The following is a 22,302-nucleotide window of genomic DNA, read 5'->3' on the forward strand; positions in this document are numbered from 1 at the left end:
CACACCCCTCACAAGGAAGACACCATGACCGTGAACGTTGAAACTCTCGAGAAGCTCGAACGCAAGATCACGCTGACCCTGCCGGTCGGCACCATCCAGAACGAAGTCGATTCGCGCCTCAAGAAGCTCGCGCGCACCGTCAAGATGGACGGCTTCCGTCCCGGCAAGGTGCCGATGAACGTCGTGGCCCAGCGCTATGGCTACTCGGTGCACTACGAAGTCATGAACGACAAGGTCGGCGAGGCTTTCTCGCAAGCTGCCAACGAAGCCAAGCTGCGTGTCGCCGGCCAGCCCCGCATCACCGAGAAGGAAGAGTCGCCCGAAGGCCAGCTCGCCTTCGACGCGGTCTTCGAAGTGTTCCCCGAAGTCAAGATCAACGACCTGTCGGGCGCTGAAGTCGAGAAGCTGTCGGCCGAAGTCGGCGACGAAGCCATCGACAAGACCCTGGACATCCTGCGCAAGCAGCGCCGCACCTTCGCCCAGCGCGCCCAAGACGCCGTGGCCGAAGACAACGACCGCGTGACGGTCGACTTCGAAGGCAAGATCGACGGCGAGCCCTTCCAGGGCGGCAAGGCCGAAGACTTCCAGTTCGTCGTCGGCGAAGGCCAGATGCTCAAGGAATTCGAAGATGCCGTGCGCGGCATGAAGTCCGGCGACAGCCGCACCTTCCCGCTGTCGTTCCCGGCCGATTACCACGGCAAGGACGTGGCCGGCAAGCAAGCCGACTTCATGGTCACCGTGAAGAAGATCGAAGCTTCGCACCTGCCCGAAGTCAACGAACAGCTGGCCAAGTCGCTCGGCATCGCCGAAGCCACCGTGGAAGGCCTGCGCGCCGACATCAAGCGCAACCTCGAGCGCGAAGTGAAGTTCCGCCTGCTGGCCCGCAACAAGAACGCCGTGATGGACGCCCTGGTGGCCAACGCCGAACTCGACCTGCCGAACGCCAGCGTGCAGTCGGAAGTCGCCCGCATGATCGACGGCGCCCGCGCCGAGCTCAAGCAGCGCGGCATCAAGGACGCCGACAAGGCCCCGATCCCCGAGGAAGTGTTCCGCCCGCAAGCCGAGCGCCGCGTGCGCCTGGGCCTGGTGGTGGCCGAGCTGGTGCGTGCCAACAACCTGCAGGCCAAGCCCGAGCAGATCAAGGCCCACATCGACGAGTTGGCTGCCAGCTACGAGAAGCCGCAAGACGTCGTGCGTTGGTACTTCAGCGACAACAACCGCCTGGCGGAAGTCGAAGCCGTGGTCATCGAGAACAACGTGACCGACTTCGTGCTGGGCAAGGCCAAGGTCAACGAAAAGTCGGTGTCGTTCGACGAACTGATGGCGCAGCAGTAAGCTGGTTTCCGTCGCTGCATGCAGCAACGCCGATGGGGCTTGTGCTTTGCGGCACGAGCCCCATTTCACTCAGGCGTACAGTTCAATCAGAGCGAACGAATCCATTTTCCGGAGAGCAAATTCATGAGCGCACAGGAAATTCAAGGCCTCGGCATGATCCCGATGGTCGTCGAGCAGTCGGGCCGCGGCGAGCGGTCGTATGACATCTACTCGCGTCTCCTCAAGGAACGCATCATCTTCCTGGTGGGCGAGGTCAATGACCAGACCGCCAACCTCGTGGTGGCCCAGCTGCTGTTCCTCGAGAGCGAGAACCCGGACAAGGACATTTCGTTCTACATCAACTCCCCGGGCGGCAGCGTGAGCGCCGGCATGGCGATCTACGACACGATGCAGTTCATCAAGCCGTCGGTGTCGACCATGTGCCTGGGCTTCGCGGCCAGCATGGGCGCCTTCCTGCTGGCGGCCGGCGAGAAGGGCAAGCGTTTCTCGCTGCCCAACTCGAAGATCATGATCCACCAGGTGCTGGGCGGCGCACGCGGCCAGGCCACCGACATCGAGATCCATGCGCGCGACATCCTGCGCACCAAGGACCAGATGAACCGCATCCTGGCCGAACGCACTGGCCAGCCGCTGGAAAAGGTCAAGTCGGACACCGAGCGCGACTATTTCCTGACTGCCGACGAGGCCAAGGATTACGGCCTGGTCGACCAGGTCGTCTCCCAGCGCGGTTAATGCCGCCCGGCGCCTCGGGCGCCCAAAAGGCAAAAACGGCGTTTCCCACACGGGAAACGCCGTTTTTGTTTAGTTATCATTGTCCATACCCTGTCACGAGGCAAAAGTCCATGGCCGAAAAAAAAGGCACCTCCAGCGAAAAAACGCTTTATTGCTCGTTCTGCGGCAAGAGCCAGCATGAGGTCAAGAAGCTGATCGCGGGCCCTTCGGTCTTCATCTGCGACGAATGCATCGACCTGTGCAACGAGATCATCCGTGACGAGCTGCCGGCCGGTGAGGAAGCGCGCGACGCGCGCAGCGACCTGCCCACGCCGCTGGAGATCAAGACCAACCTCGACAACTACGTGATCGGCCAGGAGCCGGCCAAGCGCATGCTGTCGGTGGCGGTCTACAACCACTACAAGCGCCTGCGCCACAAGGAAAAGAACACCAAGGGCGACGAGGTCGAGCTCAGCAAGAGCAACATCCTCTTGATCGGCCCCACGGGTTCGGGCAAGACGCTCCTGGCGCAAACGCTCGCGCGCATGCTCGACGTGCCCTTCGTGATGGCCGACGCCACCACGCTGACCGAAGCCGGCTACGTCGGCGAAGACGTCGAGAACATCATCCAGAAGCTGCTGCAAAGCTGCAACTACGAAGTCGAGCGCGCCCAGCGCGGCATCGTCTACATCGACGAAATCGACAAGATCTCGCGCAAGTCCGACAACCCCTCGATCACCCGCGACGTGTCGGGCGAGGGCGTGCAGCAGGCATTGCTGAAGCTCATCGAAGGCACCATGGCCAGCGTGCCGCCCCAAGGCGGGCGCAAGCACCCGAACCAGGACTTCCTGCAGATCGACACGACCAACATCCTGTTCATCTGCGGCGGCGCCTTTGCGGGCCTGGAGAAGGTCATCGAAAACCGCACCGAGGCCTCGGGTATCGGCTTCGGCGCCGCAGTGAAGAGCAAGGCCCAGCGCAGCATCACCGAGGTGTTCCGCGAAGTCGAGCCCGAAGACCTGATCAAGTTCGGCCTGATCCCCGAACTCGTGGGCCGCATGCCCGTGGTCGCCTCGCTGGCCGAGCTGAGCGAAGACGCGCTGGTGCAGATCCTGACCGAGCCCAAGAATGCGGTGGTGAAGCAGTTCACCAAGCTGCTGCAGATGGAAGGCGTGGACCTCGAAATCCGTCCCGCGGCGCTCAAGGCGATCGCACGCAAGGCGCTGGCCCGCAAGACCGGTGCGCGCGGCCTGCGCTCGATCCTTGAACAGTCGCTGATCGACACCATGTTCGAATTGCCGAACGCGACCAATGTCGACAAGGTGGTGGTCGAGGAATCGACCATCGACGAAAACAAGCCCCCGCTGCTCGTGTACCGCGAAACGGCGAAAAAGGCCTAAAGGACAAGGACGCTCATGTCTGGTCATACCCCATTGCCCCCCGAGGCCCTCGACCTGCCGCTGCTGCCGCTGCGCGACGTCGTGGTGTTTCCCCACATGGTGATCCCGCTCTTCGTGGGTCGCCCGAAGAGCATCAAGGCGCTCGAGCTGGCGATGGAGGCCGAGCGCCGCATCATGCTGGTGGCCCAGAAGGCCGCCGCCAAGGACGAGCCCTCGGTCGAGGACATGTTCGAGGTCGGTTGCGTCTCGACCATCCTGCAGATGCTCAAGCTGCCCGACGGCACCGTGAAGGTGCTGGTCGAAGGCCAGCAACGCGCCCGTGTGAACCGCATCGATGACGGCGAAACCCATTTCTCGGCCAACGTGACGCCCGTCGAGGCGCCCGAAGGCGGTGAGAAGGGCACCGAGGTCGAGGCACTGCGCCGCGCGGTGATGCAGCAGTTCGACCAGTACGTCAAACTGAACAAGAAGATCCCGCCCGAGATCCTCACCTCGATCTCGAGCATCGACGACGCCGGCCGCCTGGCCGACACCATCGCCGCCCACCTGCCGCTCAAGCTCGACAACAAGCAGGCCGTGCTCGACCTGGACGACGTCAAGGCGCGCCTGGAAAACCTGTTCGGCCAGCTCGAACGCGAAGTCGACATCCTGAATGTCGACAAGAAAATCCGTGGCCGCGTGAAGCGCCAGATGGAGAAGAACCAGCGCGACTTCTACCTCAACGAGCAGGTCAAGGCCATCCAGAAGGAGCTCGGCGAAGGCGAAGAGGGCGCGGACATCGAGGAGATCGAGAAGAAGATCAAGCTCGCCAAGATGTCCAAGGAAGGCCTGAAGAAGGCCGAGGGCGAGCTCAAGAAGCTCAAGCTCATGTCGCCCATGTCGGCCGAAGCCACGGTGGTGCGCAACTACATCGACGTGCTCATCAGCCTGCCGTGGAGCAAGAAGACCAAGATCAAGCACGACCTGGCCAATGCCGAGGCCGTGCTCAACGCCGACCACTACGGCCTCGAGAAGGTCAAGGACCGCATCCTTGAATACCTCGCGGTGCAGCAGCGCGTCGACAAGGTGAAGGCACCCATCCTGTGCCTCGTGGGCCCACCGGGTGTCGGCAAGACCTCGCTGGGGCAGTCGATCGCGAAGGCGACCGGCCGCAAGTACACCCGCATGGCGCTGGGCGGCATGCGTGACGAGGCCGAGATCCGCGGCCACCGCCGCACCTACATCGGCGCGCTGCCGGGCAAGGTGCTGCAGGGGCTGAGCAAGATCGGCACGCGCAATCCGCTGTTCCTGCTGGACGAAATCGACAAGCTGGGCACGGACTTTCGCGGCGATCCGTCGAGCGCGCTGCTCGAAGTGCTCGACCCGGAGCAGAACCACACCTTCGGCGACCACTACGTGGAAGTCGACTTCGACCTGAGCGACGTCATGTTCGTCGCCACCTCGAACTCGATGAACATCCCGCCGGCGCTGCTGGACCGCATGGAAGTCATCCGCCTCTCGGGCTACACCGAGGACGAGAAGACCAACATCGCGATCAAGTACCTGCTGCCCAAGCAGATGAAGAACAACGGCGTGAAGGACGACGAACTGGCCGTCACCGAAGCCGCCGTGCGCGACATCGTGCGCTACTACACGCGGGAAGCCGGCGTGCGTTCGCTCGAGCGCGAGCTGTCCAAGATCTGCCGCAAGGTGGTGAAGGGTCTGCTGCTCAAGCAACTGACGCCCAAGGTCACGGTCGACGGCGAGAACCTCAACGAGTTCCTCGGCGTGCGCAAGTACAGCTTCGGCCTGGCCGAGAAGCAGAACCAGGTCGGCCAGGTGGTCGGCCTTGCGTGGACCGAAGTCGGCGGCGACCTGCTGACGATCGAGGCCGTGACCATGCCCGGCAAGGGCGTGATCAGCCGCACGGGTTCGCTCGGCGACGTGATGAAGGAATCGGTCGAGGCCGCACGCACCGTGGTGCGCAGCCGCTCGCGCCGCCTGGGCATCAAGGACGAGGTGTTCGAGAAGCGCGACATCCACATCCACGTGCCCGACGGCGCCACGCCCAAGGACGGCCCGAGCGCGGGCGCGGCGATGACGACGGCCTTCGTGTCGGCGCTCACGGGCATCCCGGTGCGTGCCGACGTCGCGATGACCGGCGAGATCACGCTGCGCGGCGAAGTCACGGCCATCGGCGGCCTGAAGGAGAAGCTGCTGGCCGCCCTGCGCGGCGGCATCAAGACCGTGCTGATCCCCGAAGAGAACGCCAAGGACCTGCAGGACATTCCCGAGAACGTGAAGAACGGCCTCGAGATCGTGCCGGTGAAGTGGATCGACAAGGTACTCGAGATCGCGCTCGAGAAGATGCCCGAGCCGCTGTCCGACGAAGAGGTGGCCGCGTCGGCTGCTGCAGTGGCCGAACTGGCCAAGCAGCGCGCTGGGGCGCCGGCCGTCGAAGGCTCGGTCAAACATTGATCGATTGATTGCAGAACTTGTGAAGCCTCAAAAAACTGGTATATAATTTGAGGCTCGAAACGCGGGAATAGCTCAGTTGGTAGAGCGCAACCTTGCCAAGGTTGAGGTCGAGAGTTCGAGACTCTTTTCCCGCTCCAGTTTTGAAAAAGGGAAGCAAGCAGCTTCCCTTTTTTTCGCAGTTCGATTTCGTTATTCAGCGTGGCGCGATAGCAAAGCGGTTATGCAACGGATTGCAAATCCGTCTAGCCCGGTTCGACTCCGGGTCGCGCCTCCACCCTCTCGTCAAGACCGATCGGCTCCGATACACAAGCCCCGCCAACCGACGTTGCCGGGGCTTGTTTCATTTGGGTTATCGTCGATGTTCAACCCGAGGCCCGGATGGTGAAATTGGTAGACACATCGGACTTAAAATCCGCCGCTTCCTTAATCGGGGCATACGGGTTCGACCCCCGTTCCGGGTACCACCATATTTACAAGGGAGTATTTGATGCCTCGCTACAACGCTCCATTTGAGATCCATGTGCATGGCGATGTGCCGCTGCGCTCGGACGTGAGCTTCGAGCAGATCCAGGAGGCGCTGCGGCCGCTCTGGAAATACGCAGGCGCCAAATCGCTGGCCGACGGTGCCACCAGCACCTACGAAGAAGAACCCGGCATCCGCTTCGAGCAGAAGGACCACACGCTGCAGATCTGCTGGACCGTGCCGGGCGACGAGGACTTCCGCCAGGCGCTCGACGAGATGTGCATGGGCCTGAACGAACTCTCCGAACGCGGCGCCGCGATCGAGGTCACCTTCTACGACACCGATTTCGACGAGGAAGAGGGCGACCCCGACGAAGAATCGCGCGACGACTTCCTGATGCTGTTCGTGGGCCCCAACCCGGCCGCGATCATGCAGGTGCAGCGCGACCTGCTGGTCGAAGACGTGGTCAACCTCATGGAACGCCACTTCGACGGTGCCGAACTCGGCGGCGTGGTCGCCGAAATCGATCGCCTTTTCAGCGACCGTTTCGATGCCCTCGTGAACTCGCTCGAAATCGGCAAGCGTCCGCGCGGTGCCGGTGGCGCCGGCGGCGGCAGCGGTGGTGGCCACGGCGGTGGCCGTCGTCCGCGCCACCTGCACTGACCTTTCCCTTACCGCCCGGTCCCAAGGCCGCATGGCCCTGTTTCCAGCCTCCGCGTTGCGCCCCGGCGTGCGCAAGCGCGAGGTGTTCGGCTGGGCGATGTACGACTTCGCGAACTCGGGCTACACCACGGTCGTGATCACGGCGGTGTTCGCCGCCTACTTCGTCGGCGGCATCGCCAAGGGCGCGCCCTGGGCCACCTTCGCGTGGACCGCCGCCCTCAGCACCTCGTACGCCATCGTGATGCTCACGATGCCCGCCATCGGCGCCTGGGCCGACCTGCGCGCCGCCAAGAAGCGCGTGCTGGTCATGACGACCACGGGCTGCGTGCTCGCCACGGCGGCTCTGGCGCTCACGCCGGGCTTCGCGGGCGGCCCGATGGGCGTTGCGCTCGCGATGGCGCTGGTGATCGTCTCCAACGCGTTCTATTCCTACGGCGAGTCGCTGACGGGCGCCTTCCTGCCCGAGCTGGCGACGGCCGAAGGCATGGGCAAGGTGAGCGGCTGGGGCTGGGCCTTCGGCTATGTCGGCGGCATGCTGGCGCTGGGGTTGTGCCTGGCATACGTGCTGTGGTCGCAGGCGCGCGGGTTGCCGGCGGCGCACTTCGTGCCGGTCACGATGCTGATCACGGCAGCGATCTACGGCGTGGCCGCCTGCGTCACCTTTGCGCTGCTGCCCGAACGCGCCGTGCCGCAGGCCAGTCGAGGCGAGGACAGCGCCTGGCGGCAGTTGCGCGCCACCTTCCAGCAGGCCCGCGCCTACCGCGACTTCATGTGGCTGCTGGTCTGCACCGTCTGCTACCAGGGCGGCGTGGCGGTCGCGATCACGCTGGCCGCGATCTACGCCGAGCAGGTGATCGGCTTCGTCGCGAGCGAGACGATGGTGCTGATCTTCGTGCTCAACGTCGCGGCCGCGCTCGGCGCCTTCGCCTTCGGCTACGTGCAGGACCGCATCGGCCACAAGGTGTCGCTGGCCGCCACGCTGCTCGCGTGGATCGCGGTCTGCGTGATCGCCGCGTGGGTCACGACCAAGGGCGGCTTCTGGTGGGCCGCCGCCATCGCAGGGCTGGCGATGGGCTCGAGCCAGTCGGCCGGGCGCGCGATGACCGGCTACCTCGCGCCGCCACAGCAGCTGGCCGAGTTCTTCGGCCTCTGGACCTTCGCCACGCGCCTGGCCAGCATCATCGGCCCGCTGAGCTTTGGTGCCATCACCTGGGCCACCGGCGGCAACCAGCGCATCGCGATCCTGTCGACGGCCGTGCTGTTCGTCGGCGGGCTGTTGCTGCTGCTGCCGATCGACATGCAACGCGGCCGCAAGGCGGCGCTGCACGACAAGGCTGCTGCGCGATAGCGGCGCCCCGGCGCCTCAGGGCGCTTGCTGCAGCGACTTCGGCACCTTGAAGCGCTCGCCGTCATAGCGCAGCGTCACGGTGCTGAACTTGGCGGGCAGCGCTTTCTCGACGCAGCCCTGGTCTTCCTGTTCCTGCGCGCGGCTTTGCACCAGCGTGCGCGACAGCTGCAGGTCGGCCAAGCCGTTGCTCGTGGTGCGCGCGACCGACAGCATGGTGCGCAGCTTCTCGAAGTGGCCGGTGCAGGTGGCGTCCCAGCCGCCGTTGTCGTGGTCGAGCTCGACCTCCTGCAGCACCTGCTGCAGCTTGTTGCCGCGCTGTACGTACAGGCGCACGGTCTCGCTGGCCTGCGGGCCCGAGGTCGGGCTGTTGCCGCGGTAGCGCACGCGCAGGCCGAAGGCGCGCGTGTCGGCCGACAGCACGTAGCGCGAGGTGTCGACGCGGATTTCCTGGATCGAGGTGGTGGCGTCTTCGTCGAGCGCCTCGGGCAGGAAGATCCGCCCGATCACCGTGTCGCGGTCGGTGTTGCCGTTGTCGGGCCGCTGGATCAGCAGCAGCGCGAGGTCGAAGACCTTGGCGCCCTTGTCCGTGGTCTCGCGCGGCATGGGCAGCACCACGATGCTGCGGCCGGGAAACGCCGGCCAGACCTTGCATGCGGCCAGCCGCTCGTCGAGCGGCTGCTTCGGATAGAGCTTGGCGTGCATGCGCTCGGCCAACCCGCTTTCGCAGGCGGCGTGGCCTAGGCCGGCGGCCGAGGCCAGGCCCAGCAGAACGAGTGCATGACGCAGGAAGAGGAGGGCGCGCATGGCCGGTGAAGTGATGTCAGGCGGTGCTTGCTGCAGGCACCGAAGCGTTTTGCGCGCGTGCGGGAAGCCAGCGCGCCGCGGCGGCTTCGAGCACCGCCAGGACGCCGCTGCTCTCAAGCACCAGCCCGCCTTCGCTGCCATCGTCGGCCAGTCGACCGAGCGACGTCAGCACGCGCCGCGTCTGCTGCGCGACCGGCGCACCGGTGTCGATGAAGCGCAGCGTCGACGGTGCGTGGCGCTGCAGTTCGTCTTTCACGAGCGGGTAGTGCGTGCAGCCGAGCACCACGGTGTCGACTTCGCCTGGCCCGTCGCCGAAGGGCCCGGCCTCCGCCATGTAGCGAGCGCACAGCGCGGCGATGGTGGCGCTGTCGAAGCCTTCGATGGCCTTCACGAGGCCGTCGCACGGCACGGGCCGCACGGTCGTCGCGCCTGCAAACGAATCGCGCAGGGCCGCGTACCTGGCGCTGGCCAGCGTGCCGCGCGTGGCCAGCACCGCGATGTGGCCCGTGCGGCTCGTCGCCACGGCGGGCTTGAGCGCCGGCTCCAGGCCCACGATGGGCAGCGCGGGGAATTCGGCGCGCAGCACGTGGATCGCCGCCGTGGTGGCCGTGTTGCAGGCCACCACCAGCGCCTTGATGCCGTGCGCGCGCAGCAGGTGTTCGACCACCTGGCGCGAGTGCGCGATGACGTAGGCGTCGCCGCGCTCGCCATACGGCGCATTCGCGGTGTCGGCGAAGTAGACGAAGCGTTCCGTCGGCAGCTCGGCCTGCAGCGCGGCGAGCGTGCTCAGCCCCCCGACGCCGCTGTCGAACACGCCGACCGGGTTCAAGCGACTTCCAGCGGAATGGTCTTGAACTCGCCGCTGGCGATGCGCTTTTGCCACTCGGCCGGGCCGGTGATGTGCGCGCTGGTGCCGCCGGCATCGACCGCCACCGTCACGGGCATGTCGACCACGTCGAATTCGTAGATGGCTTCCATGCCCAGGTCTTCGAAGCCCACCACCTTGGCGGTCTTGATGGCCTTGCTCACGAGGTAGGCGGCGCCGCCCACGGCCATGAGGTAGGCGCTCTTGTGCTTCTTGATCGCCTCGATGGCGACCGGGCCGCGCTCGGCCTTGCCGATCATGGCAATCAGGCCGGTTTCAGCCAGCATCATCTCGGTGAAGCCGTCCATGCGCGTGGCGGTGGTCGGGCCGGCGGGGCCCACGGCTTCGTTGCCGACCGGGTCGACCGGGCCGACGTAGTAGATGACGCGGTTCTTGAAGTCGACCGGCAGCTTCTCGCCCTTGGCCAGCATGCCCTGGATGCGCTTGTGCGCGGCGTCGCGGCCGGTGAGCATCTTGCCGTTCAGCAGCAGCGTGTCGCCGGGCTTCCAGCTCGCCACTTCGGCGGGCGTGAGCTGGTCGAGGTTGACGCGCTTGCTCTTCTTTTCGTCGGGTGCCCAGTTCACGTCGGGCCACAGGTCCAGCGACGGCGGGTCGAGGTAGACCGGGCCGCTGCCGTCCATCACGAAGTGCGCGTGGCGCGTGGCCGCGCAGTTGGGGATCATCGCCACGGGCTTGCTGGCCGCGTGCGTGGGGTACATCTGGATCTTGACGTCGAGCACGGTGGCCAGGCCGCCCAGGCCCTGCGCGCCGATGCCCAGGGCATTGACCTTCTCGAACAGTTCGAGGCGCAGCGCCTCGACCTTGCTGAGCTCGGCGCCCGAGGCGGCCTTGGCCTGCAGCTCGTGCATGTCCAGGTCGTCCATCAGGCTTTCCTTGGCCATCAGCGCGGCCTTCTCGGCGGTGCCGCCGATGCCGATGCCCAGCATGCCGGGCGGGCACCAGCCGGCGCCCATGGTCGGCACGGTCTTGAGCACCCAGTCGACCACGCTGTCGCCGGGGTTCAGCATGACCAGCTTGCTCTTGTTCTCGCTGCCGCCGCCCTTGGCGGCCACCGTCACTTCGACGGTGTTGCCGGGAACGATCTCGGTGAAGATCACCGCAGGCGTGTTGTCCTTGGTGTTCTTGCGATCGAACTGCGGGTCGCCCACGACCGAGGCGCGCAGCGTGTTGTCGGGGTGGTTGTAGCCGCGGCGCACGCCTTCGTTGATGGCGTCGTCCAGCGAGCCGGTGAAGCCGCCCCAGCGCACGTCCATGCCCACCTTGAGGAACACGTTGACGATGCCGGTGTCCTGGCAGATCGGGCGGTGGCCCGTGGCGCTCATCTTGCTATTGGTCAGGATCTGCGCGATGGCGTCCTTGGCGGCGGGGCTTTGTTCGCGCTCGTAGGCCTTGGCCAGGTGGGCAATGTAGTCAGCGGGGTGGTAGTAGCTGATGTACTGGAGCGCGGCGCTGATCGATTCGATCAGGTCGGCCTGCTGGATCGTGGTCGTCATGGTGGGGAGTCTTCTTGGAGGGGGAACGCCCTCGATTATCTCAGCCACCAATACCGCAGGCCGGCGCCGGGCGAAAGGGCGCCGGCGCGGGGGTGAGGCCGTGTTACCGGGCCGCGGCGCGCGCCTGGGCAATCCAGCCGTCGAAGGTCGCCTGATGCACCCGAATCCACCCGTCGGTGTGCCGCGTCACGTCCTGCATGCTGTTCGCGCCTTCGCTCATGCGCAGGTTCTGCGCGTTGATGTCGCTGATCGGCAGCTTCATCACCTCGAACAGGCGGCCGGCGGCGGGGTTCTTCTCGATGAAGGCCCGGTTGGCGACGATGCGCTGCTCGTTGGCCAGGAAGCCGTAGTTGCGGCCATTGGGCAAGCGGGTGTCGACCTGCGCGCCGGCCTGCGGCGGCGAGAACGGCACCTGCAGCCAGACCACGTCGGCGCCCGGGCGCAGCACGGCGCTGACCCAGTAGGGCGTCCAGGTGTAGTAAAGGATCGGCTTGTCCTGCTTGAAGCGCGCGATGGTGTCGGCCATGAGCGCGGCGTAGCTGCCCTGCTTGTGGGTCACGCTGTCGCGCAACTGGTAGGCGGCCAGGTGGCCTTCGATGGCCAGTTCGCAGCCCCAGCCGGGGTTGCAGCCGGTGAGGTCGGCCTTGCCGTCGCCGTCGGCGTCGAACAGCTTGGCAATCGCCGGGTCTTTCAGCTGCGCGAGGTTCGTGATGTTGTATTGCTCGGCGGTCTTGCGGTCGATCAGGTAGCCCTGCACCGCGCCGTCGGAGTACGTGCCCTGGTGCCACAGCTTGGCATCGCCGCCGCTGTTCTTGTAGAAGTCGGCGTGCAGCAGGCTCCAGTGGTTGGCCATGAAGGTGGCGTCGCCATTGGCAATGGCCAGGTGCTCGGTGGCGGGTTCGAGGTCTTTCATCGGCTCGACCTTGTAGCCGAGCTTTTCGAGCGCGCGCATCACCAGCAGCGTCTGGAAGGCTTCCTCGGCGAGCGAGCTTTTCAGCGGTTGCACGGTGATGCCCTGGCCGGGCAGATCAGTGGCGGCCTGTGCGGTCGCACCGAAGGCGATAAGGCCTAGCGCCAGGAGGCCGCGGGCAAGGAAGAGGCGGGTGGTCGTCATGCGTGGTTGTCCTCCATGACGGTCAGTGCGCTGGCGTGGAAAGGGCGGGCACGGCGTCGTCGGCGTGCGAGCCGCGCGAGGGCGTGCCGACAAGGCGCTGCAGCGTGCGCAGCGCAAGGCCGGCCGGTCCCGTGTACCACCAGCGATGGCCGGCGCTGCGGCGCGACTTGCCCATGGCCTGCGTCAGGCGGTCCAGCGTGATCGCCAGCAGCACGATGCCCAGGCCGCCGACGGTGGCCAGGCCCATGTCGAGCCGGCCGATGCCGCGCAGCACCATCTGGCCCAGGCCGCCCACGGCGATCATCGAGGCGATCACCACCATCGACAGCGACAGCATCAGCGCCTGGTTGATGCCCGCCATGATCGAGGGCATGGCCAGCGGCAGCTTCACCTTCACGAGCATCTGCCAGGGCGAGGCGCCGTAGGCGCGCGCGGCCTCGATGAGGTCGGGGCGCACCTGGCGCAGGCCGAGGTTGGTCAGGCGCACCAGCGGGGCGAGCGCGAAGACGATGGTCACGATCACGCCCGGCACGTTGCCGATGCCGAACAGCATCACCACCGGCACGAGGTACACGAAGGCCGGCGTGGTCTGCATGGCGTCGAGCACCGGGCGCATCACGCGCTGGGCCCGGTCGCTGCTGGCCAGCAGCACGCCCAGCGGCAGGCCGATGACCATGCAGAACACCAGCGAGGTCAGCACCAGCGACAGCGTGACCATCGCTTCGGGCCAGATGCCCAGCACGGTCACCAGCATCAGCGACACGACGGTGCCGATGGCCAGCGCGCGGCCGGCGAACTGCCAGGCGAGCAGGCCGATGAGCGCGATCATCGGCAGCGCAGGCAGGGCGGTGAGCAGGCCTTGCACCGAGTTGAGCGTGCTGTCGATGGGCAGGCGCACGGTCTGGAAGAAGGGGCGAAAGTGCTCCACCACCCAGCCCAGGCCCTGGTTGATCCAGGCCTCGACGGGCAGCGAGCCGTCCCACAGGCGGTGCAGCGCGAAGCCGTTGGTGGCGGTGTCGGCCTGCCCCGCGAGGGCGTGCGCGGTGTTCGCCGGCGCGTCGAGCCAGGCGCTGGCTGCCGAGGTGTCAGGCGCGGCGGAGATCGCTTCCCACGGATCGAGGGCGGCGGGGGGCGCGGCAGGCGTGTCCAGGACGGGGGTGTCCAGCAGGGGCGCGTTCAGGTCGGAAGGCAATGTGGTGTCGTTCATCGTTCAAGGTCCTTCGTGAATTCAGTGCGGCTCGGCGGCGAGTGCGGGCGCGGCGTGCGGCGAGACGGGTTCGATCGGCGGCGTGTCGCGGTCGAGGAAGCGCAGCAGCGTCGTCTTGCTGATCGCGCCGCAGAAGCGGCCGTCGCCGGCCACGACCGGCAGTGCGCACGGCGCCTGCGCGAGCTGGCCGATCAGGCCGGCCACGGGGGCCTCGGCGTCGATGCGCGGCAGGTCCTCGAGGAAGGCGTGCTGCAACCCGAGCGGGCCCGAATGTCCGTCGAGCGCACCGCGCAGCGTGTCGGCCGAGACCACGCCCAGGAAGCGCTTGGTCGGGCTGGTCACGTAGGCGAAGTCGCGGTCCTGGTCTTCGAGCAGCTTGAGCGCCGCGCGCGCGCCGCGCTCGGGGTGCTCGCACACCACGGTGAGCGACTTGCGTGCGATGTCGGCCGCCTTGAACACCGCCGCCGCGTCCACGCCGCGCACGAAGCTGCGCACGTAGTCGTCGGCCGGGGTGCGCAGGATTTCGTCGGGCGTGCCGACCTGGATCACGTGGCCGTCCTTCATGATCGCGATGCGGTCGCCGATGCGCATGGCTTCGTCCAGGTCGTGCGAGATGAACACGATGGTGCGGCGCTGCACCTGCTGCAGCCGCAGCAGCTCCGACTGCATCTCGGTGCGGATGATCGGGTCGAGCGCCGAGAAGGCCTCGTCCATCAGCAGGATCGACGGGTCGGACGCCAGCGCGCGCGCCAGGCCCACGCGCTGCTGCATGCCGCCCGAGAGCTCGTCGGGGTAGCTGTCGCCCCAGCCCGAAAGGCCCACCTGCGCCAGCGCGAGGTCGGCCTGCGCGAGGCGGTCTTTCTTGCGCGTGCCCGACAGCTCCAGGCCGAAGGCGGTGTTCTCGCGCACCGTCATGTGCGGCATCAGCGCGAACGACTGGAACACCATGCTGATGTCCTTGCGGCGCAGTGCGCGCAGCTTGCTGTCGGAGTGCTCGTTGATGTCGGCCCCGTCGATCACGATGCGCCCGGCGGTCGGTTCGATGAGCCGGTTCAACAGGCGCACCAGCGTCGATTTGCCCGAGCCCGACAGGCCCATGATCACGAAGATCTCGCCGGCCTGGATCTCGAAGGTGGCATCGAACACGCCGATCGACTGACCGGTCTTCGCCAGGATGTCCTTCTTGGAAAAACCTTGGCGGACCAGCTCGAGGGCTTGCTCGGGCGAGTCGCCGAACACCTTGAAGACATGGTCGATGAGAATTCCTTTGGCCATATGCCGGGGCTCCTTGAGTGAAGGGTGGACACAGCACCGCCCCGGAGGGCGGCAACGGCCACGCCATCAGCCCGATGAGGGAGCTGCCCGACAGCGCGCATGAAGATTGCGCATGCGCATGCAATGGCCCGGCGAGCCCCGAGGGCTGCCGACAGGCACTGAAGACGACTTGGCGACGAAGCCAGTGCCCGCCGGATGCTTCATTCGCAGACAACGGGCCTGGTCGAGGGGCGCCGCCTGGATGAGCGTGACGTGGCAATGGGGCCGGAAAAAAGATCCGGCCGGTTTGCCGGGCTGGGCCCGGCGTGAAGGGCCTTGCACCGCGACGGGATTCGCTGATCCGCGAGTAGTGCAAGGGTGACCAACATGACTTGTTGGTCGTCGGAAGCCGCTAATTATAACTTTTTGGCATGACGCGAGTCAACCCACGGGCGTATCGTGTCTGTGGGACCTGAGCGAAAGGCCTCGTCAGATGCGAGCCATTCTTATTGAGACCATACTCGGCACCGCGCCCGGTGAGCGGGCGCAACCATCCAAGACTGTGGAGCCATTTTTCTCATGACGACTTCTCCCAAGACCCGTGCCGAGCGCGACACCTTCGGCCCGATCGACGTGCCGGCCGACAAGCTGTGGGGCGCGCAGACGCAGCGCTCGCTGCAGAACTTCGACATCTCCGGCGAGCAGCAGCCGCGCGAAATCATCAAGGCGCTGGCCCAGGTCAAACGCGCATCGGCCGTGGTCAATCACGCGCTGGGCCTGCAGGACGAGAAGAAGACCCACGCCATCGTGGCCGCGGCCGACGAGGTCATTGCCGGCAAGCATCCGGGCGAGTTCCCGCTGGTGGTCTGGCAGACCGGCTCGGGCACGCAGAGCAACATGAACGTCAACGAGGTGCTGGCCAACCGCGCCAGCGAGCTGCTCGGCGGCGAGCGCGGGGAAGGGCGCCTGGTGCACCCGAACGACGACGTGAACCGCAGCCAGTCGAGCAACGACGTGTTCCCCACCGCCATGCACGTGGCGGCCGTGGAAGCCATCACGCACAAGCTGCTGCCCGCCATTGCCAAGCTGCGCGGCACGCTGGCGAAGAAGGCCGAAGACTTCGCCGACATCGTGAAGATCGGGCGCACCCACCTGCAGGACGCCACGCCGCTCACGCTGGGCCAGGAGTTCTCGGGCTACGTGGCGCAGCTGGCGCACGGCGAGGCGCACGTGCGCGCCGCGCTGCCGCACCTGTGCGAACTGGCGCTGGGCGGCACGGCCGTCGGCACCGGGCTCAACGCGCCCAAGGGTTACGCGGAGCAGGTCGCGGCCGAACTCGCGAAGCTCACGAACCTGCCGTTCGTGACCGCGCCGAACAAGTTCGAAGCCATGGCCAGTGTCGACGCGCTGGTGCATGCCCACGGCGCGCTCAAGACGCTCGCCGCCAGCATGAACAAGATCGCCAATGACGTGCGCTGGCTCGCGAGCGGCCCGCGCAGCGGCATCGGCGAGCTGAGCATTCCCGAGAACGAACCCGGCTCGTCGATCATGCCGGGCAAGGTCAACCCGACCCAGAGCGAAGCCGTCACGATGCTGGCCGCGCAGGTGTTCGGCAACGACGTGGCCATCAACATCGGCGGCGCCTCGGGCAACTTCGAGCTGAACGTGTTCCGCCCGATGGTGGCGCACAACTTCCTGCAGAGCGTGCGCCTGCTGGCCGATGGCATGGTGAGCTTCAACGACCACTGCGCCGTGGGCATCGAACCGAACCGCGAACGCATCACGGAGCTGGTGCAGCGCTCGCTGATGCTGGTGACGGCGCTGAACACGCACATCGGCTACGACAAGTCGGCCTACATCGCGAAGAAGGCGCACAAGGAAGGCACGAGCCTGCGCGAGGCGGCGATTGCGTCGGGGCACCTGACGGCCGAGCAGTTCGACCAGTGGGTGGTGCCGGAGAACATGACCGGCCGTTGATCCGGCTCGCTCATGAAAAAAGGACCCGCGAGGGTCCTTTTTCGTTGCCGGCCGATCGATCAGTAGCCGATCGTGTAGCGCTGGCGCGAGTGCGCGGGCTTCTCGAGTTCGTCGATGAACGCGATCGCGTAGTCCTCGAACGTGATCCAGCTGCGGCCTTCGGCGCTCACGAGCAGGTCGTCCTTGCCGAGGCGGAACTTGCCGGTGCGCTCGCCTTCGACGAATTCGGCGGAGGGCGACAGGAAGGTCCAGTCGAGGTCCTTCTCGTTGCGCAGCGCATCGAGGAACACGCCGCCGGCCGTGGCTTCGGCGCGGTAGGCATCGGGAAAGTTCGGCGTGTCGATCACCTTCAGGCCGGGCGCCGCGAACAGGCTGCCGGCGCCGCCGACCACCAGCAGGCGCTTCACGCCCGCGCGCTTCACGGGCTCGATGACGGCCGCGGGCGGCACGGTGGCGAAGTGCGCGGCGCTGAACACGGCGTCATGGCCGGCCACGGCCTTTTCGAGGGCGGCGGCGTCGAGCGCGTCGACATCGACGGTCTCGACGTTGGCACGGCCCGCCAGTTTCGCGCTGGCATGGCGGGCGATGGCCGTCACGGTGTGGCCGCGGCGCAGCGCTTCTTCGAGAAGGCGGCCGCCGGCACGTCCGGTGGCGCCGAGGATGGCGATGTGGCTCATGAGGGACTCCAGTCAAAAGTTGGGAAGGGGATGAACCGCATCTTAGGTTTCTGGTTTCGAAAGAAATACCTCGAATTCCGCGCTTCTTTATTCCTAAAATCGTTCGAATGGACCGATTGAACGCAATGCGGGTGTTCGTGACCGTGGTGGACGCGGGCAGCCTCTCGGCCGCGGCCGACAAGCTCGACCTCTCGCGCCCGGTGGTCACGCGCTACGTGGCCGAACTGGAGCAATGGACCGGCGCACGCCTGCTGCACCGCACGACGCGTCGCCTCAGCCTCACGGCGGCGGGCGAAGAGCTGCTGCCGCGCTGCCGTCAGGTGCTCGAGCTCGCGGGCGACATGCAGGCGGCGGTGCGCCACCCCGCCGAGGCGCCGAGCGGGCAGCTGCGCATCACCGCCAGCACCTCGTTCGCGCAGGCGCAGCTGGCCGGCGCGGTGGCCGATTACGTGCGGCGCTATCCAGGCGTGGCGGTCGACCTGGTGCTGCTCGACCGCGCGGTGAACCTGGTGGACGAGCGCATCGACCTCGCCATCCGCGTGTCGTCCGAGATCGATCCAAACCTCATCGCGCGCCGGCTCTCGGTGTGCCGTTCGGTGGTTTGCGCAACGCCCGATTACCTGAAGGCACACGGCCAGCCGCAGCGCGTGGAAGAACTGGCGCAGCGCAACTGCCTCACGCATTCGTATTTCGGCCGCAGCCTGTGGAACTTCACGCGCAAGGCCGACGGCCTGCCGGTCTCGGTGGCCGTGGCCGGCAACCTCTCGACCAACGACGCGGCCAGCCTGATGGCGCTGGCGCGGGCCGGGGCGGGCATCGCGATGCTGCCCACCTATCTGACGTCGGGGTTGCTGCAATCGGGCGAGCTGGTGTCGCTCTTTCCCGATCACGAGCCGCAGGTGCTGGGGGTGTATGCGGTGTACGCCTCGCGCAAGCACATGCCGTCTGCGCTGCGCACCTTGCTCGATTTCCTGGCCGAGCGCTTCACCGAAGTGCCGGCCTGGGATGTGGCCTAGCCGGCCTTCAGTGGTGGGCGTTGGCGGCGGCCGCCTCGTTCATGAGCTTGTCGGTGTAGGCGATGGCCATGGCCGAGAACAGGAACGCGATGTGGATCACGGTCTGCGCGATCAGCACCTTGTCGGTGTAGTTGTCCGCGTTGATGAAGGTCTTGAGCAGGTGGATCGAGCTGATGCCGATGATGGCGGTGGCCAGCTTCACCTTGAGCACCGAGGCGTTCACGTGGCTCAGCCACTCGGGCTGGTCCTGGTGGCCTTCGAGGTCCATGCGGCTCACGAAGGTCTCGTAGCCGCCCACGATCACCATGATCAGCAGGTTGGAGATCATCACCACGTCGATCAGCGCCAGCACCACCAGCATGATCACCGTCTCGTTGAGTGCGCCGACCGGTGCGGTGGTCTTGTAGCCGATGCTCGCGATCAGGGCCTGCAGCGCGTCCTTGTTGCCGAAGGCGGCTTCGACCAGGTGCAGCAGCTCGACCAGGAAGTGCACCACGTACACGCCCTGCGCCACGATCAGCCCCAGGTACAGCGGCAGCTGCAGCCAGCGGCTCGCGAAGATGAGCCGGGGCAGTGGCTTCAGCGGGGAACTGCGTGCTGGTACGGGCGCGTTCCGGGCGTCGAAAGGATCGGGGGCGGACATGAAGTAAGAAGACAGATGTAAAAAGTCGGGCGATTCTAGAGGTCTCCCAGTGACGCACTCGTGATAACCCTGCGAACTAACATCGACCCCGTCAGTGGCCCGTAAGTGCGTGCCCCGACATTACGGCCGCATTCAATCAGGAGACAAGAGCATGAGCAGCGCATCGAAGAACATTGAATCCGTCCTGGTCGAGAACCGTGTGTTCCCGCCCGACGCCCGCGCCACCGAAGGCGCCCGCATTGCCGGCATGGCCGCCTACGAGGCGCTGTGCAAGGAAGCCGAACAGGACTTCGAAGGCTTCTGGACCCGGCTGGCCAAGGACAACCTGCAGTGGACCAAGCCCTTCACCCGCACCCTGGACGAATCGAAGGCGCCGTTCTACGAATGGTTCGGTGACGGTGAACTCAATGCCAGCGCCAACTGCCTGGACAAGCACATCGGCACCCCCGTCGAGCACAAGACCGCCATCGTCTTCGAAGCCGACGACGGCGCCGTCACCCGCGTCACCTACAAGGAGCTGCTGGCCCGCGTGAGCCAGTTCGCCAACGCGCTGAAAGCGCAGGGCATCAACAAGGGCGACCGCGTCATCATCTACATGCCGATGACCATCGAAGGCGTGGTCGCCATGCAGGCCTGCGCACGCATCGGTGCCACCCACAGCGTGGTGTTCGGCGGCTTCTCGGCCAAGGCGCTGCAGGAACGCATCATCGACGCGGGCGCCGTGGCCGTCATCACCGCCAACTACCAGCTGCGCGGCGGCAAGGAACTGCCGCTGAAGGCCATCGTGGACGACGGCATCGCGCTGGGCGGCTGCGACACGCTCAAGACCGTGCTCGTGTACGAGCGCACGCCCACCGCGTGGAACCGCGTCGAGGGCCGCGACAAGACCTTCACCGAAGCGCTGGCAGGGCAGAGCACCGAGTGCGCGCCCGTGCCGGTCAATGCCGAGCACCCGCTGTTCATCCTCTACACCTCGGGCTCCACCGGCAAGCCCAAGGGCGTGCAGCACGCCACCGGCGGCTATCTGCTGTGGGCCAAGCTCACGATGGACTGGACCTTCGACATCCGTCCCGAAGACCTGTTCTGGTGCACCGCCGACATCGGCTGGATCACCGGCCACACCTACGTCGCCTACGGCCCGCTTGCGGCCGGCGCCACGCAGGTCGTGTTCGAAGGCATCCCGACCTTCCCGCATGCGGGCCGCTTCTGGGAAATGATCCAGAAGCACAAGGTCTCGATCTTCTATACCGCGCCCACCGCGATCCGCTCGCTCATCAAGGCGGCCGAAGGCGACGAAAAAGTGCACCCGAAGAACTGGGACCTGACCAGCCTGCGCATCCTCGGTTCGGTCGGCGAGCCGATCAATCCGGAAGCGTGGATGTGGTACCACCGGAACATCGGCGGCGAGCGCTGCCCGATCGTCGACACCTTCTGGCAGACCGAGACGGGCGGCCACGTCATCACGCCGCTGCCGGGCGCCACGCCGCTGGTGCCGGGTTCGTGCACCTTGCCGCTGCCGGGCATCATGGCCGCCATCGTCGACGAGACGGGCAAGGACCTGCCCAACGGCGCGGGCGGCATGCTGGTCATCAAGCGGCCCTGGCCCTCGATGATCCGCACGATCTGGAACGACCCCGAGCGCTTCAAGAAGAGCTACTTCCCCGAAGAGATGGGCGGCACCATCTACCTGGCTGGCGACGGCGCGGTGCGCAGTGCCGACCGCGGCTACTTCCGCATCACGGGCCGCATCGACGACGTGCTCAACGTGTCGGGCCACCGCCTGGGCACGATGGAAATCGAATCGGCGCTGGTGTCCAAGACCGACCTCGTGGCCGAAGCCGCGGTGGTGGGCCGTCCCGACGACGTGACGGGCGAGGCCGTGTGCGCCTTCGTCGTGCTCAAGCGCGCGCGCCCGACCGGCGAAGAGGCCAAGCAGATCGCCAACGAGCTGCGTGCCTGGGTCGCCAAGGAAATCGGCCCCATCGCCAAGCCCAAGGACATCCGCTTCGGCGACAACCTGCCCAAGACGCGCAGCGGCAAGATCATGCGGCGCCTGCTGCGCAGCATCGCCAAGGGCGAGGCGATCACGCAGGACACCTCGACGCTCGAAAATCCGGCGATCCTCGATCAGCTGTCCGAGACGAACTGAACCCCCGGGATTGGCCGAATCCGGCCATTCCGGAACAGTTGTCACGAACCTGCTGTATCGAGGTGTAGGACATGGCCGTTTGTGCGGCCATGTGCACCAAAGCGGCCTCCTGGCTGAGGTAAAACCGATGTCGTCACCGCGTGCCCTGACAGGCGCCTGGTCTTTGTCATCGTGATCGGTTGTTTGCAAGGAGGCGCCACATGGGCGTGAGATCCGCTTTTCTTTTTGTCATCGTGCTGCTCATCGCGGGGCTTGCCGCGCTGAACTGGGGCACGTTGTCGGCACCCACCGACGTGTGGCTGGGCTTCATGAGCGTGTCGGCGCCGCTGGGGCTGATCATGCTGGGGCTCACGGCCGTGCTCGCAGCCTTCTTCCTCGTGTACGTGCTGTACCTGCACAGCTCGGTGCTGCTGGAGACCAAGCGCCACACGAAGGAAATGCAGACCCAGCGCGACCTCGCCGACAAGGCCGAGGCCTCGCGCTTCACCGAACTGCGCAACTTCCTGGAAGCGCAGGAGAAGCAGCACATGTCGCACAACGCCGACCGGCACACGGCGCTGCTGGCGCGCATGGATCAGCTGGAAAGCGCGGTCAAGCTGCGTTCGGACCAGACCGACAACACGGTGGCGGCGCACATCGGGCAGCTCGAAGACCGCATCGAACGCCGTCCGCTGCCCAGCGACATCAACCCGAGCATCTGACCGG

General features: G+C 66.3%; 18 protein-coding genes and 3 tRNA genes. 13 read left to right on the forward strand and 8 right to left on the reverse strand.

The annotated features are described in order from the left end of the window. Positions 1 to 24: 24 nt before the first annotated feature. From tig to AC07Y4_RS06495, 9 genes are all read left to right on the forward strand, one after another. Positions 25 to 1,335: a trigger factor gene (gene tig, locus AC07Y4_RS06455; RefSeq protein ID WP_487847093.1), complete on the forward strand. Its 1,311-nt coding sequence runs from the start codon at positions 25 to 27 to the stop codon at positions 1,333 to 1,335. Positions 1,336 to 1,458: 123 nt separating this feature from the next. Continuing rightward, entirely contained in the window at positions 1,459 to 2,067 is a 609-nt protein-coding gene (gene clpP, locus AC07Y4_RS06460) for an ATP-dependent Clp endopeptidase proteolytic subunit ClpP (RefSeq protein WP_062475843.1), read from the forward strand. Positions 2,068 to 2,177: 110 nt separating this feature from the next. Next, positions 2,178 to 3,446, forward strand: coding sequence for an ATP-dependent Clp protease ATP-binding subunit ClpX (clpX, locus tag AC07Y4_RS06465; protein WP_062475840.1), 1,269 nt, complete (start codon positions 2,178 to 2,180; stop codon positions 3,444 to 3,446). Positions 3,447 to 3,461: 15 nt separating this feature from the next. After that, positions 3,462 to 5,903 carry an endopeptidase La gene (gene lon, locus AC07Y4_RS06470; RefSeq protein WP_139703709.1) on the forward strand — a complete coding sequence of 814 codons (2,442 nt, stop codon included), beginning with the start codon at positions 3,462 to 3,464 and terminating at the stop codon, positions 5,901 to 5,903. Positions 5,904 to 5,964: 61 nt separating this feature from the next. Continuing rightward, positions 5,965 to 6,040, forward strand: a tRNA-Gly gene (locus tag AC07Y4_RS06475). A 63-nt stretch (positions 6,041 to 6,103) separates the two neighbouring features. After that, positions 6,104 to 6,177 (forward strand) — tRNA-Cys (locus tag AC07Y4_RS06480). Between the two features lie 98 nt (positions 6,178 to 6,275). Next, positions 6,276 to 6,367, forward strand: a tRNA-Leu gene (locus AC07Y4_RS06485). Positions 6,368 to 6,390: 23 nt separating this feature from the next. Beyond that, a complete protein-coding gene (locus AC07Y4_RS06490; protein ID WP_095745079.1) occupies positions 6,391 to 7,029 on the forward strand; it encodes a DUF6806 family protein in 639 nt (212 codons plus the stop codon). A gap of 31 nt (positions 7,030 to 7,060) precedes the next feature. Beyond that, complete coding sequence (locus tag AC07Y4_RS06495; RefSeq protein ID WP_487847092.1) at positions 7,061 to 8,377, forward strand: MFS transporter; 1,317 nt, start codon at positions 7,061 to 7,063, stop codon at positions 8,375 to 8,377. Positions 8,378 to 8,392: 15 nt separating this feature from the next. On the opposite strand, the gene AC07Y4_RS06500 is transcribed toward AC07Y4_RS06495, so the two are convergent. The 6 genes from AC07Y4_RS06500 to proV all read right to left on the reverse strand — a co-directional run bounded on the left by AC07Y4_RS06500 (position 8,393) and on the right by proV (position 15,156). Further along, on the reverse strand, positions 8,393 to 9,181 hold the full coding sequence (locus tag AC07Y4_RS06500) for a PA3715 family protein (protein WP_487847091.1): 789 nt from the start codon (positions 9,179 to 9,181) through the stop codon (positions 8,393 to 8,395). 16 nt (positions 9,182 to 9,197) lie between these two features. Further along, complete coding sequence (gene murI / locus AC07Y4_RS06505; RefSeq protein ID WP_487847090.1) at positions 9,198 to 10,010, reverse strand: glutamate racemase; 813 nt, start codon at positions 10,008 to 10,010, stop codon at positions 9,198 to 9,200. After that, positions 10,007 to 11,560 carry a fumarate hydratase gene (locus AC07Y4_RS06510; protein WP_062475824.1) on the reverse strand — a complete coding sequence of 518 codons (1,554 nt, stop codon included), beginning with the start codon at positions 11,558 to 11,560 and terminating at the stop codon, positions 10,007 to 10,009. The genes murI and AC07Y4_RS06510 overlap by 4 nt, the downstream gene beginning before the upstream one ends. Before the next feature lie 103 nt (positions 11,561 to 11,663). Continuing rightward, on the reverse strand, positions 11,664 to 12,674 hold the full coding sequence (proX, locus tag AC07Y4_RS06515; RefSeq protein WP_487847089.1) for a glycine betaine/L-proline ABC transporter substrate-binding protein ProX: 1,011 nt from the start codon (positions 12,672 to 12,674) through the stop codon (positions 11,664 to 11,666). Between the two features lie 22 nt (positions 12,675 to 12,696). Further along, positions 12,697 to 13,881 (reverse strand): glycine betaine/L-proline ABC transporter permease ProW, encoded by a 1,185-nt coding sequence (gene proW / locus AC07Y4_RS06520; RefSeq protein ID WP_495274313.1) that lies wholly within the window; start codon positions 13,879 to 13,881, stop codon positions 12,697 to 12,699. Positions 13,882 to 13,902: 21 nt separating this feature from the next. Further along, a complete protein-coding gene (proV, locus tag AC07Y4_RS06525) occupies positions 13,903 to 15,156 on the reverse strand; it encodes a glycine betaine/L-proline ABC transporter ATP-binding protein ProV (protein WP_487847087.1) in 1,254 nt (417 codons plus the stop codon). 558 nt (positions 15,157 to 15,714) lie between these two features. On the opposite strand from proV, the gene fumC reads away from it, so the two are divergent. Then, the gene (fumC, locus tag AC07Y4_RS06530; RefSeq protein ID WP_487847086.1) at positions 15,715 to 17,112 is read left to right on the forward strand and encodes a class II fumarate hydratase; all 1,398 of its coding nucleotides are present in this window, start codon (positions 15,715 to 15,717) and stop codon (positions 17,110 to 17,112) included. Between the two features lie 59 nt (positions 17,113 to 17,171). On the opposite strand, the gene AC07Y4_RS06535 is transcribed toward fumC, so the two are convergent. After that, complete coding sequence (locus tag AC07Y4_RS06535) at positions 17,172 to 17,789, reverse strand: NAD(P)-dependent oxidoreductase (RefSeq protein WP_495274314.1); 618 nt, start codon at positions 17,787 to 17,789, stop codon at positions 17,172 to 17,174. 107 nt (positions 17,790 to 17,896) lie between these two features. On the opposite strand from AC07Y4_RS06535, the gene AC07Y4_RS06540 reads away from it, so the two are divergent. Continuing rightward, the gene (locus tag AC07Y4_RS06540; RefSeq protein WP_307693783.1) at positions 17,897 to 18,805 is read left to right on the forward strand and encodes a LysR family transcriptional regulator; all 909 of its coding nucleotides are present in this window, start codon (positions 17,897 to 17,899) and stop codon (positions 18,803 to 18,805) included. Positions 18,806 to 18,812: 7 nt separating this feature from the next. On the opposite strand, the gene AC07Y4_RS06545 is transcribed toward AC07Y4_RS06540, so the two are convergent. After that, on the reverse strand, positions 18,813 to 19,448 hold the full coding sequence (locus tag AC07Y4_RS06545) for a YqhA family protein (protein WP_062475803.1): 636 nt from the start codon (positions 19,446 to 19,448) through the stop codon (positions 18,813 to 18,815). Positions 19,449 to 19,599: 151 nt separating this feature from the next. Between AC07Y4_RS06545 and acs the strand changes: the two genes are divergently transcribed. Together acs and AC07Y4_RS06555 are read left to right on the forward strand one after the other, a co-directional pair. Continuing rightward, positions 19,600 to 21,597, forward strand: coding sequence for an acetate--CoA ligase (gene acs, locus AC07Y4_RS06550; RefSeq protein ID WP_487847085.1), 1,998 nt, complete (start codon positions 19,600 to 19,602; stop codon positions 21,595 to 21,597). Between the two features lie 200 nt (positions 21,598 to 21,797). Further along, positions 21,798 to 22,298 (forward strand): Signal transduction histidine kinase, encoded by a 501-nt coding sequence (locus AC07Y4_RS06555; RefSeq protein ID WP_070060479.1) that lies wholly within the window; start codon positions 21,798 to 21,800, stop codon positions 22,296 to 22,298. The last annotated feature ends 4 nt before the right edge of the window (positions 22,299 to 22,302 follow it).

It is taken from the genome of Variovorax sp. GW460-12-1-14-LB1 (assembly GCF_059423605.1).